The 13,545-nt window shown below is 70.0% G+C and carries 15 protein-coding genes; 5 read left to right on the forward strand and 10 right to left on the reverse strand.

Annotated features, from left to right (window positions below; genetic code table 11):
- Window positions 1–321 precede the first annotated feature (321 nt).
- Window positions 322–1,701, reverse strand: a complete 1,380-nt coding sequence (locus GGR04_RS06530) for an Nramp family divalent metal transporter (protein ID WP_183199052.1) — start codon at window positions 1,699–1,701, stop codon at window positions 322–324.
- A 280-nt stretch (window positions 1,702–1,981) separates the two neighbouring features.
- Between GGR04_RS06530 and GGR04_RS06535 the strand changes: the two genes are divergently transcribed.
- Window positions 1,982–2,413, forward strand: coding sequence for a Fur family transcriptional regulator (locus GGR04_RS06535; RefSeq protein ID WP_183199053.1), 432 nt, complete (start codon window positions 1,982–1,984; stop codon window positions 2,411–2,413).
- A 98-nt stretch (window positions 2,414–2,511) separates the two neighbouring features.
- Here GGR04_RS06535 and GGR04_RS06540 read toward each other — a convergent pair whose 3' ends face one another.
- Window positions 2,512–2,946: an OsmC family protein gene (locus tag GGR04_RS06540; RefSeq protein WP_183199054.1), complete on the reverse strand. Its 435-nt coding sequence runs from the start codon at window positions 2,944–2,946 to the stop codon at window positions 2,512–2,514.
- Between the two features lie 220 nt (window positions 2,947–3,166).
- On the opposite strand from GGR04_RS06540, the gene GGR04_RS06545 reads away from it, so the two are divergent.
- Both GGR04_RS06545 and GGR04_RS06550 read left to right on the forward strand, forming a co-directional pair.
- Entirely contained in the window at window positions 3,167–4,114 is a 948-nt protein-coding gene (locus GGR04_RS06545) for a tyrosine recombinase XerC (protein ID WP_183199055.1), read from the forward strand.
- A gap of 99 nt (window positions 4,115–4,213) precedes the next feature.
- Window positions 4,214–5,305 carry a TraB/GumN family protein gene (locus GGR04_RS06550; protein WP_246392872.1) on the forward strand — a complete coding sequence of 364 codons (1,092 nt, stop codon included), beginning with the start codon at window positions 4,214–4,216 and terminating at the stop codon, window positions 5,303–5,305.
- Between the two features lie 8 nt (window positions 5,306–5,313).
- Here the strand turns inward: GGR04_RS06550 and GGR04_RS24255 are convergent, their stop codons facing one another.
- The 4 genes from GGR04_RS24255 to GGR04_RS06570 all read right to left on the reverse strand — a co-directional run bounded on the left by GGR04_RS24255 (window position 5,314) and on the right by GGR04_RS06570 (window position 7,999).
- Window positions 5,314–5,916, reverse strand: a complete 603-nt coding sequence (locus GGR04_RS24255) for a DUF1007 family protein (RefSeq protein WP_183199056.1) — start codon at window positions 5,914–5,916, stop codon at window positions 5,314–5,316.
- Window positions 5,906–6,634: a hypothetical protein gene (locus GGR04_RS24395; protein ID WP_183199057.1), complete on the reverse strand. Its 729-nt coding sequence runs from the start codon at window positions 6,632–6,634 to the stop codon at window positions 5,906–5,908. Before GGR04_RS24395 ends, GGR04_RS24255 begins: the two co-directional genes overlap by 11 nt.
- A 4-nt stretch (window positions 6,635–6,638) precedes the next feature.
- Window positions 6,639–7,253 (reverse strand): HupE/UreJ family protein, encoded by a 615-nt coding sequence (locus tag GGR04_RS06565; RefSeq protein WP_183199058.1) that lies wholly within the window; start codon window positions 7,251–7,253, stop codon window positions 6,639–6,641.
- Window positions 7,254–7,429: 176 nt separating this feature from the next.
- Window positions 7,430–7,999, reverse strand: coding sequence for a hypothetical protein (locus GGR04_RS06570; RefSeq protein ID WP_183199059.1), 570 nt, complete (start codon window positions 7,997–7,999; stop codon window positions 7,430–7,432).
- A 492-nt stretch (window positions 8,000–8,491) separates the two neighbouring features.
- Between GGR04_RS06570 and GGR04_RS06575 the strand changes: the two genes are divergently transcribed.
- Window positions 8,492–8,773 carry a hypothetical protein gene (locus GGR04_RS06575; protein ID WP_183199060.1) on the forward strand — a complete coding sequence of 94 codons (282 nt, stop codon included), beginning with the start codon at window positions 8,492–8,494 and terminating at the stop codon, window positions 8,771–8,773.
- Window positions 8,774–8,871: 98 nt separating this feature from the next.
- Entirely contained in the window at window positions 8,872–9,102 is a 231-nt protein-coding gene (locus tag GGR04_RS06580; RefSeq protein WP_183199061.1) for a hypothetical protein, read from the forward strand.
- 198 nt (window positions 9,103–9,300) lie between these two features.
- On the opposite strand, the gene lpdA is transcribed toward GGR04_RS06580, so the two are convergent.
- The 4 genes from lpdA to odhB all read right to left on the reverse strand — a co-directional run bounded on the left by lpdA (window position 9,301) and on the right by odhB (window position 13,514).
- Entirely contained in the window at window positions 9,301–10,722 is a 1,422-nt protein-coding gene (lpdA, locus tag GGR04_RS06585; RefSeq protein WP_183199062.1) for a dihydrolipoyl dehydrogenase, read from the reverse strand.
- Between the two features lie 31 nt (window positions 10,723–10,753).
- Window positions 10,754–11,164 carry an MAPEG family protein gene (locus GGR04_RS06590; protein ID WP_376769835.1) on the reverse strand — a complete coding sequence of 137 codons (411 nt, stop codon included), beginning with the start codon at window positions 11,162–11,164 and terminating at the stop codon, window positions 10,754–10,756.
- Window positions 11,165–11,273: 109 nt separating this feature from the next.
- Entirely contained in the window at window positions 11,274–12,035 is a 762-nt protein-coding gene (locus GGR04_RS06595) for an SDR family oxidoreductase (RefSeq protein WP_183199064.1), read from the reverse strand.
- A 147-nt stretch (window positions 12,036–12,182) separates the two neighbouring features.
- Window positions 12,183–13,514 (reverse strand): 2-oxoglutarate dehydrogenase complex dihydrolipoyllysine-residue succinyltransferase, encoded by a 1,332-nt coding sequence (gene odhB / locus GGR04_RS06600; RefSeq protein WP_183199065.1) that lies wholly within the window; start codon window positions 13,512–13,514, stop codon window positions 12,183–12,185.
- Window positions 13,515–13,545 lie beyond the last annotated feature (31 nt).

A 13,545-nucleotide genomic window follows, 5' to 3' on the forward strand; every position in this document is an offset into this window, starting at 1 on the left:
ACACGGCAAAAACCCAAAAGCTCGCCGTTCGCCAAATCCCCCAAGGGAACCCAGCACAAAAGCATCTCGCGATACCCTCGTGAAATCTCGCCAACACCCGTTCGAAGCCGTACACTCTGGCTCCGACCCTTCGCGGGGCAACCGGTGGAACCGGCGGGCCGACGCCGTGTCGGTGGGCGGCTTATAGGCGGCGGCCTGCGACGACGTCAACGCCAAAAATTCATGCTCGCGTAAGTTTTCTCGTTTTCCGTTTCGTTGCAGTGGCTTGGCGGGTGCGCCGCCTGTCATGCTGAGGTCATGACAGGCGGTTCGGCACGTGTGTCAGAGGCCGCTACTGACGAAATCCACAACCAGTTTGACGTTGAGGACGACGATCAGCGTGGCGATGGCGACGGCGATCCCCATCAGCCAGCGCGGCGCCTTCAGCGCGCCCATGCGCGCGGCGTCACCCGACATCATCACCAGCGGCACCACGGCGAAGGGCAGCTGCAGCGAGAGGACGACCTGGCTGAACACCAGGAGGTCGTTGGCGCTGGACTCGCCGTAGAGGATGATGATGCCGGCCGCCGGCAGGATGGCGAGGCCGCGCGTCACCAGGCGTCGCACCACGAGCGAGAGCTTGAGGCGCAGGAACCCTTCCATCACGATCTGCCCGGCAAGCGTCGCGGTGACGGTGGAGGAGAGGCCGGAGGCGAGCAGCGCCACGGCGAAGAGGATGGGCGCCAGGGCCGAGCCGAGAAGCGGCGCGAGCAGGGAATGGGCCTCCTCGAGATCGCCCACCGTGCCGTGGCCGCTGGCGTGGAAGGCCGAAGCGGCGAGGATGAGGATGGAGGCGTTGACGAGGAGCGCCAGACCCAGCGCGATCGTCGAATCCATCGTCGCGAAGGTGGCGGCCTCGCGCTTCTCCGGGGCGCTCCGCCCGAAGGCGCGGGTGTGGACGATGCCGGTGTGGAGGTAGAGATTGTGCGGCATCACGGTGGCACCGAGGATGCCGAGCGCGAGATAGAGCTGACGCTCGTCCGTGACGATCGAAGAGGACGGCAGGAAGCCCGACATGACCGCGGCGACCGCGGGCTGGGCGAGGATCATCTGCGCCACGAAGCAGACGGCGATGACGAGGATCATCGTCGCGACGAAGGCCTCGACGCGCCGGAAGCCGCGCGACTGCAGCCAGAGGATCACGAAGACGTCGAGTGCGGTGACGACGACGCCGTATTCGAGCGGCAGGCCGAACAGGAGCTTCAAGGCGATGGCGGTGCCGATGACCTCGGCGAGGTCGGTGGCGACGATCGCGAGTTCGGCGAGGATCCAGAGGCCGAAGGAGACGGGGCGCGAATAGCTGTCGCGGCAGGCCTGCGCGAGGTCGCGGCCGGTGGCCACGGCAAAGCGCGCGCAGAGCGCCTGCAGCACGATCGCCATCACCGAGGAGAGCAGCACCGCGAAGAGCAGCGTGTAGCCGAACTCCGAACCGCCGGCGAGCGAGGTCGCCCAGTTGCCGGGATCCATGTAGCCGACGGCGACGAGATAGCCGGGGCCGAGAAAGGCCAGGAAGCGGCGCCAGAACGTGCCGTCGACGCGTGTCGCGACCGAGCCGAAGGACGCGCCGAGCGACCCCTCGCCGCGGGCCGTGCGAAACCCGTCTTCTGTGCCGGGCAGTGCGCCCGTTCCCGCGCCGCCGTCTTCGCCGAACTGCCGTGCCATGCCCCAAGTCCCCGCTCGCTGCCGGCCGTGCCGACGTCCGAGGCAAGCTAGGCGGCGGCCGAGAGATCGTCAATGCAATTGCGAACGATTTGCATTTGAGATCGGAGGGCGAGTATGAACGATGCCGGTGGAGCGAGGCGGTCCTTCGCTCCGCTTGCCCTCTCCCACGCGGCGCGACCCTCGTCACGCCCTGGCGACCGCCCTGTCCCGATGCATTTTGGTTCGAACGTCCTGCGCGGGTCCGTCGCATCCGGCCGCGAATTTCGCTAGAGGAGGAGGGATGACGATCCCGGACAGCCCCCTTCCCGACTACGAGACGCTGCTGCGCGCGAGCGGCGTGCGCATCACGCGGCCGCGGCGCACCATCCTGAAGATCCTCGGTGAGCACGGCGACCATCCGGACGCGCTGGAGATCTTCCGCCGCGCCTCCGCGATCGATCCCTCGATCTCGCTCTCCACCGTCTACCGGACGATGCGGCTGCTCGAGGAGAAGGGCGCGATCCATCGCCATGCGTTCGGCGGCGGCCCCTCGCGTTTCGAGCAGGCCGACAGCGGGCATCACGACCATCTGATCGACATGGACACGGGCGCGGTGGTGGAGTTCCGGTCGGAGGCGATCGAGGCGCTGCAGGACGAGATCGCCCGCGAGCTCGGCTACGAGATCGTCTTCCACCGGCTCGAACTCTACGCCCGCCAGCGACGCGAGGGCTGAAGGACATTCCGCCGGCAGGGTGCCCGGCGAGCCTGGTGTCGGCGAGGGCCGGAGCCGCGCCCGTCGCGCGGCCCCGGTGAGCGTCGAGAAGCCCCGCGTCAGACCAGCTTGGCGTCGAGCGACACCTCGATGGCGCCGAGCGCCTTCGAGATCGGGCAGCCTTCCTTGGCCTTCGTCGCCAGTTCCTGGAACTTGGCGTCGTCGATGCCGGGCACCTTGCCCTCCAGCGTGATGGCACTCGACTTCACCTCGAAGCCGCCGGCGGCCTGCTCGACGGAGACGACGGCGCGGGCCTTCAACTCGTGCGCCGGCGTGCCGTTCTCGGCCAGGAAATGCGAGAGCTGCATGGCGAAGCAGCCGGCATGGGCGGCGCCGAGAAGCTCTTCCGGGTTGGTGCCGGACTTGCCGCTCTCGTCCTCGAAGCGGGCCTTGAAGGAATAGCCGTGCTGGTCGAGGGCGCCCGACTGCGTGGTGATGGTGCCCTTGCCGTCGGCGAGCGCTCCGTTCCAGATGGCGGTGGCATGACGTTTCATCGGGTCTCTCCTGGATGGCGGCCCTCGCCTGGACGGCAGGGGCGGTTCGATCGAAGGGGCGCGCGGCGACCGCTTGTGTCGTCGAGCGCGTTCGTGCGGAAGCTAGGGCGGCGTGGGCCGCGCGCAACGGTTCGTTTACCGCTCGCGGCGCCAAGCTTTGGGGACGCAGCTTTCGGGGACGCCAACGCTGGGGCGCGCCCCGCGAACCGGAGGATCGCTCGTGAACACGCCCATCCTTCTCAGCGCCACGCGCCCGCTGCTCGACGCCAAGCGGGCCTGGCTGGAGCGGCTGGAAACCGAGCGCGGCGTCTCGGCCGAGACCCTGGAGGCCTACGAGCGCGACCTCCGGCAGTTCCTGGCCTTCCTCGCCGGCCACCATGCGCGCCCTGCTGGCATCGCCGACTGCGCGGACCTCAAACCCGCGGATCTGCGCGCCTTTCTCGCCGAGCGCCGGCGCGAGGGCCTCGGCGCGCGTTCGCTCGGGCGGGTGCTCTCGGGCGTGCGCTCCTTCGTGCGCCATCTCGAGCGCGAGGGGCTGGCCTCGGCGGCGGGCGTCGGGGCGATGCGCGCGCCGAAGGTGCCGAAGACCCTGCCGCGGCCCTTGAGCGTCGTCGACGCCCGGGCCGTGACAGAAGAGGGCGGCGCGATGGCGGCCGAGCCTTGGATCGCGGCGCGCAACGTCGCGGTGCTGACGCTGCTCTACGGCTGCGGCCTGCGCATTTCGGAGGCGCTCGGCCTGCCCGGCGACGCGCTCGCCGACGTCTCGGCCCGCTCCATGCGCATCCGCGGCAAGGGCGACAAGGAGCGCCTCGTGCCGCTGCTGCCGGCGGTGCTGGCGGCGGCCGCGCATTATCGGCGCCTCGTGCCCTACGCGCTCTCGCCCGACGCGCCGCTATTTCGCGGCGCGCGGGGCGGACCGCTGCGCCCGCAGATCATCCAGGGCGAGATGGCGCGGCTGCGCGGGCTGCTCGGCCTGCCCGAGACGGCGACGCCGCATGCGCTGCGCCATTCCTTCGCGACGCATCTCCTCGCCGGCGGCGGCGATCTGCGCACCATTCAGGACCTTCTCGGCCACGCCTCGCTCTCGACGACGCAAGGCTACACCGCGGTGGACGGATCGCGGCTGATGCAGGTCTACGAGAACGCCCATCCTCGCGCCCGGCGCTGAGCGTCGACCCTTTAAGCTTTCGTCCGCCTTCCCGCGCTAGGGTCGCGCCCGATCCGCCGACCGCCCCGGCGACGCCGCCCGCCGCCCGGAGACCCCGCCATGATCCGACGCCCCACGCTGCCCCGACTCCTCGCCTGTGCGATGGCGATGGCGGCGCATCTCTTCCCGCTGCTGCTCTGCGCACTGCTTCTCGCGGTCGCCGCGATCGGCACGGCGGATGCGCAGGAGCGGCCGGAGACGCCCGCCGCCGCGCCCGCCTGCGAGACCGGCACGAACGCGCTTCCCGCGCTGGAGCGCGACGGGCGGCTGGAGGCACTGCGGCATGAGGCCGCCGCGACGCCGAACGGCACGGGCCGGCTCTGGCGGGTTGAGCGCGCGGGCGTCGCGCCCTCCTTCCTCTTCGGCACGATGCATCTCTCCGACCCGCGCATCCTCGCCCTGCCCGCCCCGGCCGAAGCGGCGCTGGCGAGCGCGCGCCGGGTGGTGATCGAGACCACCGACGTGCTCGACCCCGCCGCGATGGCCGCCGCGCTCCTGTCGCGGCCGGACCTCACGACCCTGAAGCCCGGCGAGACGCTGGAGACGCTGCTCGGCTCGGACGAGCTGGCGCGCCTCGCGCCGCTGCTGGCAGAACGCTCGCTGCCGCTCGCGGCGATCCGCACGCTGCAGCCCTGGTTCGTGACGATGAGCCTGACCGTGCCGCCCTGCGAGGCCGCGCGCGTCGCCTCCGGCGCGGCGGTGCTCGACGTGGCGCTGGCGGCGCGCGCGAAGGCGGCGGGCCAGCCGGTGGCGGGCCTCGAGAGCGCGGTGGAGCAGATCACGGCGCTCGCCTCGCTGCCGCTCGACATGCAGGCCGACAATCTCGTTGCGAGCGCGGAGATGGCCGACCGGCTGCCCGATCTCTTCGAGACGATGATCGCGCTCTATCTTCGCGACGAGATCGCTCTCATCGAGCCCGCGACCACGGCAATGGAGCCCGCCGGCACCGACGACGCCGCCTCGATCGCCATCACCCAGCGCTTCGAGGAGACCGTGGTGCGCCAGCGCAACGGCGTGATGACGGAGCGCCTCGGGCCGCTGCTGACAGATGGCGGCCAGTTCGTCGCGGTCGGCGCGCTGCACCTGCCCGGCGAGACCGGCCTCGTGGAGGCGCTGCGCCGCGCGGGGTGGCAGGTGACGCGGGCCGACTGAGCAACCCCCTAGCTGCAGACGAGGCGGATCTCCTGCGGGATCACCGTGCCGTCGAAATAGGGGTTCTCGCGATCGTCGCGGATCGCCGCGCGGCAGTGCCCGCCCGCATCGCCGCGCAGGAGCGCCGGCTGGTCGCCGCTGAGCACCGCGTAGACCGCGAATTCCGGGTCCTTCAGCTCCACTCGCACGGGATAGAGCGCGGGGTCGAGCGGCTCGGGCAGCTTGATGCCGAAGGCGAAGGTGACGAGGCCGCCCTCCTGCCGGGCGCGGAAGCCGAAGGGCTTGAGGTCGGCCTGCTCGCGGTCGGCGATCGTCAGGAACGTGTAGTAGTGGATCCCCGCGAGATTGCCGAAGACCTCGCGCTCCATGGCGCCGGATTCGACGTCGTCGAACGTGCCGTCGTGATCCTCGTCGTAGTCGGCGACGAGCTGCTCGGAAAAGGCGGCGTCGAAGGTCCAGGCCTCGCCGAGCCCGGTGAGCTTGCCCGACTCGAAGTTGAAGAGGACGCGGCATTCCATCGTGATGTCGGGATGCGCCGCGGCCGGGCCGCTCGCGAGCACGAGCGCAAGCCCCGAGGCGAACACCCGGCGGAGTTTCACGTCAGGGCGCACGGCCGAACTCCGGAAACAGCGTCTCGTCGAACCGCGCGCCCGGCAGGCTGGGCGGCGGCGGCGGGAGGGCAGCGCCGCGGGTCGCCAGCGTCGCGCCGCCGGTGAGGCAGGCGATCGCCAGCACCCAGGAGCCGAGGATGCGCAGCGCCACGTCGCGCGCGCGGTGGCGCACGGCGCCGACGAGGCAGGCGGCGGCGAGCATGGAGGAAAGACCGGCGAGCCCTGCGATCCACGGCACATGGGGATCGCGCAGGCTGGGATCGGCGAGCTTCACCGCCACCGCCAGCATGGCCCCCACGGCCAGCGCCGCCGGCCCGAGCAGGAGCGGGCGCAGCGCACGCGGCGCGAGCAGCAGGAGGCCCGCCGCGACGCCCGCGATGGGGCCGACGAGAAAGGCGTGCGAGGCGACGTTCGGCAGGCTCGCCATCGCTTCGAGAAAGGCATGACGCCAGGCCAGACCCGCCGCCGCGCCGGCGGCGAGCGCGGCCAGGCCGAGCGCGAAGCCCCCCTCCCCCATCGCGCCGAGCGCCGCGCCGAAGCCGGCGAGCGGCAGCAGCATGTCGGTGGCGAGGCGCGCCAGCAGCCGGCCCCAGGGCACGCCGTGCCCGCCGCCGAGCGCGTCCACCCCGACCGTGACGGCCAGCGCGGCGAGCGCCAGCCCGAGCATCGCCGGGCGAAGGCCGGGCCGGTGCCGGGCGGGAAGCGGGATGGCGCTCACCCGCTCACGCCACGAGATAGGCGACGCCCGCCGCCGCGATCGCGGCGCCGAGCCCCTGCGCCAGACGCCCGCGCATGGGGCGCAGCAGAACGAGGCCGACGCCGATGCCGAGCACGTGAATGCAGCCGGTGGCGACGACGAAGCCCACCGCATAGGCGGCCGGGTCGGTCGCCAGCGGCAGTTCCACGCCGTGCGCATAGCCGTGGAACACAGCGAAGACCGAGATCGCGAGGAGCGCGAGGGCCTCGGGCACCCGCAGCCGCAGCGCGATGGCAAGGCCGAGCGCCAGGATCGACAGCGCGATGCCGGTCTCGACATGGGTGAGCACCAGCCCGCTCATGCCCGCGAGGCCCGCCGCGGCCATGATCAGCGGGAAGGTCACCGGCAGGGTCCAGACCGAGCGCCCGCCCATCTGCGCGCCCCAGATGCCCACCGCGAACATCGCGAGGAAATGGTCGGCGCCGGTCATCGGATGCGCGAAGCCGCTGGCGAACCCGCCGGCCGAGGAGAGGATGTGCGCCGAGGCCGGCCCGGCACCGGCGACCAGCGCGGTGGTGAGCGTGGCAGGTCCGGCCCAACGGGCGAGCCGGACAGGCGGGAGGCGGACGAGGGCCGGCATGGCGATGTTCCTTCCTGGCGGGCACGGAAAAGGCCCGAAGGCGGCGCGGGGATACGCTGTCGTGTTCGCCAGCAGCGTCTACTGCTTCGTAAAAGGTGACCGGCGTAAGACCAATTCCCGCAGGATGTGAGCGACCTTACGGCCGCATCGTCAGGGCGTGAAGATCGACCCAGCTTTTATGGGAAACGCTCTAAATGGTGAGTGGGGCTGCACGTCGCCTTTTCCTCCGACGCGCTACGATCGATCCTTCGAGCCAACGCATCGAATTCGGGCAACACCCCTTCTCTAACCGCACTGTTGATACAGTGGTGACGATTTTCGGAATCTCTCATGCATTCAAGCGTCGGTTTGTAGTGATGAAGCTCTCTGCCCGGCAATGCCGTCGTGTCGAGAAAGGGCCGGAAATACCACAGATCATGGACCATTCCATACATCAGTATATCGATCATTGATTTCCTGTAAGAGGTTTCGTTCATGCGAGACAAGGGCGGAATCAAACCGTTGTAGGTCACGGATAGCGCAAGATCGTGACGTGCGGTCCAATTGCCCGTCTTCGACCACGTCCACAGCAACTCCCATAGATCAGCACATTTGCTTGCTTTACTGAGAGCTACGGCTTTCTCCCTATCATAAGTCCAGGACGATCGAGCAGTGGCCGGGCCAGTGGAAAACACTGCAGGTAGCATGACAAGCAGGCAAAGCACCGGAACGACTGCGCATGTGCGCAGGCACTTTTTCATCGACATGCCCGTTCTCGATTGGCCCCTCTATCGAGCGGTGATGATACCGGATACCCGAGGATCCGGCATCTGCCGATCTCATCTCTGATGACGACCGTCATGCCAAGGAGTCTGGCAGGCAACGCCATTGCAAACAGATGATCTGATCTCGATGCCCCACGGAGGCACGATGGTCCGCCACATCCGCGGGAAGCTGAACCTTCGCGGCCTCGATGTCTCGCCGATCTCATCCTGGCATTCACCGATACGGTGCCGGACGGGACGGCCGTGACAGCGCCGCGTGGCTGAAGAACGGCGGGCGCGGGGTCGCTACTCGACCGCGCCAGTTCATCGCAAGGTCGGGCGAGCGACAAGACCTTCGCCCTCGGCCTCGCCATCCCGCCTCCGCCGCGCGGTAACCAATTTCCACCGCCGGCGTTGAAGAGACATCGGTGCGAGATGAGCGGCGCGTCGACCGGCTTGCCTTGCGCACCCCTTCCCGCCTCGGAGCTTCTCTCGATGCGCTTGCCCTCCCTGTCCCTCGCCCTTCTCGCCGCCGCGACCCTCACGGGTTGCGCCGCGGGCGACGCCCGTCCGCCGACGCTCGGCCTCGCACCCGATTCCTACCGTCCGCCGGTGACGCGGTCCTGCGACAACTATGCCGACCAAACGGCGCGCAACACCTACGAGAACCTCTCCGACGCCGAAGACTCCTTCGGCGCCTCCGCTTTCAACCGGCAGCGCGCCGAACGTGACGGCCGCGACGCCTACCAGCGCTGCCGCGCCGGCCGCCTGAACTGACCCACCCCCGCCGGATGACGCGCAATTCACGAAGAGGCCTCGTGACAAGGCGATGACATCGGTCCACTCTCCCCCGGGTCAGTTTGGGAGAAATGACGATGTCACGATATCGGATCGAAACCGGCACGGTCAGGGGCGAGGACTGGGTGCCCGGCGCCTTCCACGACGCGATCAACGCGCCGTCGGATCGCGAGGCCGTGGGCGCGGTGCGCCAGACCCTTGCCGAGTCCGGCTTCGCGGAAGGCTGGGGCGACTATGCGCGCGTGCTCGACGCCGAGCGCCGCGAGATCGCCCGCCTCGCGCTCGACCGGCACTTCTGGGAGCACTAGGTCCCGCGCGACTTCAGAGCTCGTGCACGCCAGTGATCCGGCGTGCACGAGGCCGGCCGGCCCCGCACCGCCAAGTTCGACAGGCCCGCCGCCGGGCAGGATCCCAGCACCCGCCTAAAGGCCAAGCTTCTGCCGGAGCACCAGTCCCGTGCTGGTAGGCGAAAAGGCCGGCGCCATGAGCGCCGACCTCCCATGTCGTCAGATGTGGATGGGCTTGGCGAAGGCCGCGAAGGCGGCCTCGCGCACGGCTTCCGACATGGTCGGATGGGCGTGCGAGGTGCGGGCGAGATCCTCCGACGAGCCGCCGAACTCCATGAGCACGCCCGCTTCCGCGATCATGTCGCCGGCGCCGAAGCCGAGAATGTGGACCCCGAGCACGCGGTCGGTCTTGGCGTCGGCCAGCACCTTCACGAAGCCGTCGGTGTGCAGCATGGCGCGGCCGCGCCCGTTCGCCATGAAGGGGAACTTGCCGACCTTGTAGGCGACGCCGTCCTTCTTCAGCTCGTCCTCGGTGTGGCCGATCGAGGCGATCTCGGGCGAGGTGTAGACCACCGAAGGGATCACGCCGTAGTTCACGTGGCCGGCCTGACCGGCGAGGATCTCGGCGAGCGCGATGCCCTCGTCCTCGGCCTTGTGCGCGAGCATCGGGCCCTTCACCACGTCGCCGATGGCGTAGATGCCCTCGACATTGGTGCGGTAATGCGCGTCGATCTCGACCCGGCCGGCCTTGTCCATCGCGACGCCCGCCTCGGCCAAGCCCAGCCCCTCGGTGAAGGGCTTGCGGCCGGTCGCCACCAGCACGACCTCCGCCTCCAGCGTCTCGGCCGCGCCGCCCGCCACCGGCTCGAAGGTGACGCTTGCCCCGGTCTCGGTCTTCGTGACCGCCGTCACCTTGGCGCCGAGCTTGAAGTGGAAGCCCTCCTTCACCAGCAGCTTCTGGAAGGCGACGGAGACCTCGGTGTCCATCGGCCCGAGGATCTTGTCGAGATATTCGACCACGGTGACGCGCGCGCCGAGCCGCGACCAGACCGAGCCGAGCTCCAGCCCGATGACGCCGCCGCCGACCACCACCATCGTCGCCGGCACCTTCTGGAGCGCGATCGCATCGTCCGACGAGACGATCGTGTCGCGGTCGAAGGCGACGTCGAGGCCGGGAATGCCGGCCACGGCCGATCCGGTGGCGATGCAGATCGCCTTGGTCTTCAGCGTGCGCGCCGCGCCGTCCTCTCCGGTCACCTCGACCTCGCCGACGGCCTTGACGCGGCCGGTGCCGGTGACGCCCTCGATCTTGTTCTTCTTGAACAGGAAGGCGACGCCGTCGACATTGGCCTTCACCGTCTTGTCCTTGTGGCCGAGCATGGTCGGCAGGTCGAGCTCGGGCGTCACCTTGACGCCGAGATCGGCGAAGGAGTGCGAGGCTTCGGCGAACATCTCGGAGGCGTGCAGCAGGGCCTTCGACGGGATGCAGCCGACGTTGAGGCAGGTGCCGCCATAGGTGCGGCGCTTCTCGACCACGGCGACCTTGAGGCCGAGCTGCGCGGCCTTGATCGCGCAGACGTAGCCGCCGGGGCCGGAGCCGATGACGACGAGGTCGAAGACGAGGTCGGAAGTGTCAGCCATGGGTCTACTTTTTTCTCAAAGGGTGGAGGGATCAGAGGAAGCGCACGAGCATCATCACCAGCCCGGCCGCCGAGGCGAGCCAGACGAGCGAGCGCAGGTAGGGCACGCCGAAGAGGTAGAGCGGCACGTAGGCGACGCGCGCGGCGAGCCACAGCGCGGCGCCAGCCGCGCCGATGCCGCCGGTGCGATCCGCCACGGCGAGGCCCAGCGCCAGCGCCGCGAAGGCCGGAAAGGTCTCCTGATAGTTCTTCAACGCGCGCTCGGCGCGGCCGGCGAACTTGCCGAGCGGCTGCGCCGCGCCGTCGCGCGGGCCGGCGTTCCAGCCGGTGCCGCGCTCGCGCGTCGCGAGCTGGCCCTGCAGGGCGATGTGGACGAAGAGCAGCACCACGGACCAGCCGAGCACCACGAGTTCGAGGGGAAGCGAGGTTTCCATGGGGGTCAGGTCTCCGCGGCGGCGCGCCGTGCGCCGCCCTTTGGCGGAAAGATAGGCTTGCGCCGGCGCATCACCATGGCGGGTGTCGGCGTCGGCCGGCGAGGGCGCGCGCCGGCGATCATGGCAGGATCGCCCGCGCGCCGGAGACGTCGAGGATCGCGCCGGTGGAGTAGCCGGCCTCATCCGACAGGAGCCAGAGGATCGCCTGCGCCACCTCCTCGGCCGTGCCGGCGCGACCCATCGGCAGGGAGGCGCCGACCTCGGCGACGCGCGTCGCCCAACCGCCGGCCGCATGGATCTCGGTGTCGATGATGCCGGGGCGCACCGCACAGACGCGAATGCCGGCGGGGGCGAGTTCCCGGGCGAGCCCCACCGTCATCGTGTCGATCCCGCCCTTGGCGGCGGCATAGTCGACATAGGTGCCGGCGCCGCCGAGCTTGGCGGCGGCGGAGGAGACGTTGACGATCGCCCCGCCCGCGCCGCCGCGCTCTCGCGACAGGCGGCGGATGACCTCTCGGGCGCAGAGGAACGGCCCCGTCAGGTTGATGCGGAACATGCGCTCCAGCCGCTCGAGGCTCATGTCCTCGACGCGAGCGGCAGTGTCGACCACGCCGGCATTGTTGACGAGCCCGGCGAGCCGCCCGAGCCGGTCGGCGGCCTCGAACAGCGCGAGAACGTCCGGCTCCCGTCCGACATCGGCGCGAACGGCCAGGGCCCGCCCGCCCGCGGCCTCGATCTCTTCGACGAGCGCCTCGGCGGCCGCTTCGCTGGCGGCGTAGTTGACGACCACCGCATAGCCGCGCGCGGCGGCGAGACGACAGGTCGCCGCGCCGATGCCACGCGAGCCGCCGGTGACGACGAGAACGCCGCGCTCGCTCATCGAAGCTGCGTTCCGCTTGCCGCCGCCGTTCGCATCGGACGTGAGATCATCTGTGTCCCGTTCGTGTTTCGGGGCCGGGGCCCTGCCTGCGCCGCCGCACGCGATGGACGGGGCCGCGATCGCGTGCCGCCCCGTCCCGCCACGAGGTCAGAGGTCGAGCACGAGGCGCTCGGGATCCTCCAGGCTGTCCTTCACGCGCACGAGGAAGGTCACGGCTTCCTTGCCGTCGACGATCCGGTGATCGTAGGAGAGCGCCAGATACATCATCGGCCGGATCTCGACCTTGCCGGCGATCGCCACCGGACGCTCCTGGATCTTGTGCATGCCGAGGATGCCCGACTGCGGCGCGTTGAGGATCGGCGTCGACATCAGCGAGCCGTAGACGCCGCCGTTCGAGATCGTGAACGTGCCGCCCTGCATGTCGGAGACGCCGAGCTTGCCGTCACGGGCGAGGAGGCCGAGACGCCCGATCTCCTTCTCGATCTCGGCGATGGTCATCTGGTCGGCATCGCGCACCACCGGCACCACGAGGCCCTTCTCGGTGCCCACGGCCACGCCGATATGGGCGTAGTTCTTGTAGATGAGGTCGGTGCCGTCGATCTCGGCGTTGACCGCCGGGATCTCCTTCAGCGCGTGGCAGACCGCCTTGGTGAAGAAGCCCATGAAGCCGAGCTTCACCTTGTGCTTCTTCTCGAAGAGATCCTTGTAGCGCGTGCGCAGCGCCATCACCGCCGACATGTCCACCTCGTTGAAGGTGGTCAGCATGGCCGCGGTGTCCTGCGCGTCCTTCAGGCGCCGCGCGATGGTCTGGCGCAGGCGCGTCATCTTCACGCGCTCTTCGCGCACCTCGTCGGCCTGGCCGGAGGCGACGCGGGGCGCCGCGGGCGCCTTCGCCGCGGGGGCGGGGGCGCCGGAGGGCGCACCGCGCGCGATCGCCTCGAGCACGTCGCCCTTCAGCACCTGGCCGCGCTTGCCCGAGCCCTCGACGTCGGAGGCGCCGAGACCCTTCTCGGTCATCAGCTTCTGGGCAGACGGGGCGGCCGGCATGTCGTTGGAGCCGGTGCCCGACGGGCTCGGCAGCGAGGTGTCGGAGCCCGACCCCACGCTGTCGGGACCGGTGGAGGCCGGTGCAGTCGAGGCGTTGCCATAGCCCTCGGTCGCGCCGGATGCGGCCTGTTTCTCGCCGCCGCCGTCGGCAACCGGCTTCTCGGTCGCCGCCTTGGGGGCGGCAGCCTTCCCGTCGCCTGCGCCGATCATGGCGATGAGCGCGCCGACGCCGACCGTCTCGCCTTCTTGGGCGACGATCTCCTCGAGGATGCCGGCGGCGGGCGAGGGCACCTCCACCGTCACCTTGTCGGTCTCGAGCTCGGCGATCGTCTCGTCCTGCTCGACGCGGTCGCCCGCCTTCTTGAACCACTGGCCGATCGTGGCCTCGGTGACGGATTCTCCCAGCGTCGGGACTTTGACTTCGGTGCTCATCGCTTGGCTCGTTCTCGAAAGGTCAGGGAAA

Source organism: Aureimonas pseudogalii (genome assembly GCF_014196835.1).
In the GTDB taxonomy this organism is placed as follows: Bacteria; Pseudomonadota; Alphaproteobacteria; order Rhizobiales; family Rhizobiaceae; genus Aureimonas; species Aureimonas pseudogalii.

Coding starts and splice junctions, on each gene's coding strand:
- GGR04_RS06530 (WP_183199052.1), bottom strand. CDS start 1,701: ATGGCACGGCAGTTCGGCGAAGACGGCGGCGCGGGAACGGGCGCACTG.
- lpdA (WP_183199062.1), bottom strand. CDS start 10,722: ATGGCTGACACTTCCGACCTCGTCTTCGACCTCGTCGTCATCGGCTCC.
- GGR04_RS06580 (WP_183199061.1), top strand. CDS start 8,872: ATGTCACGATATCGGATCGAAACCGGCACGGTCAGGGGCGAGGACTGG.
- GGR04_RS06565 (WP_183199058.1), bottom strand. CDS start 7,253: ATGCCGGCCCTCGTCCGCCTCCCGCCTGTCCGGCTCGCCCGTTGGGCC.
- GGR04_RS06535 (WP_183199053.1), top strand. CDS start 1,982: ATGACGATCCCGGACAGCCCCCTTCCCGACTACGAGACGCTGCTGCGC.
- GGR04_RS06595 (WP_183199064.1), bottom strand. CDS start 12,035: ATGAGCGAGCGCGGCGTTCTCGTCGTCACCGGCGGCTCGCGTGGCATC.
- GGR04_RS06540 (WP_183199054.1), bottom strand. CDS start 2,946: ATGAAACGTCATGCCACCGCCATCTGGAACGGAGCGCTCGCCGACGGC.
- GGR04_RS06550 (WP_246392872.1), top strand. CDS start 4,214: ATGATCCGACGCCCCACGCTGCCCCGACTCCTCGCCTGTGCGATGGCG.
- GGR04_RS06575 (WP_183199060.1), top strand. CDS start 8,492: ATGCGCTTGCCCTCCCTGTCCCTCGCCCTTCTCGCCGCCGCGACCCTC.
- odhB (WP_183199065.1), bottom strand. CDS start 13,514: ATGAGCACCGAAGTCAAAGTCCCGACGCTGGGAGAATCCGTCACCGAG.
- GGR04_RS06570 (WP_183199059.1), bottom strand. CDS start 7,999: ATGTCGATGAAAAAGTGCCTGCGCACATGCGCAGTCGTTCCGGTGCTT.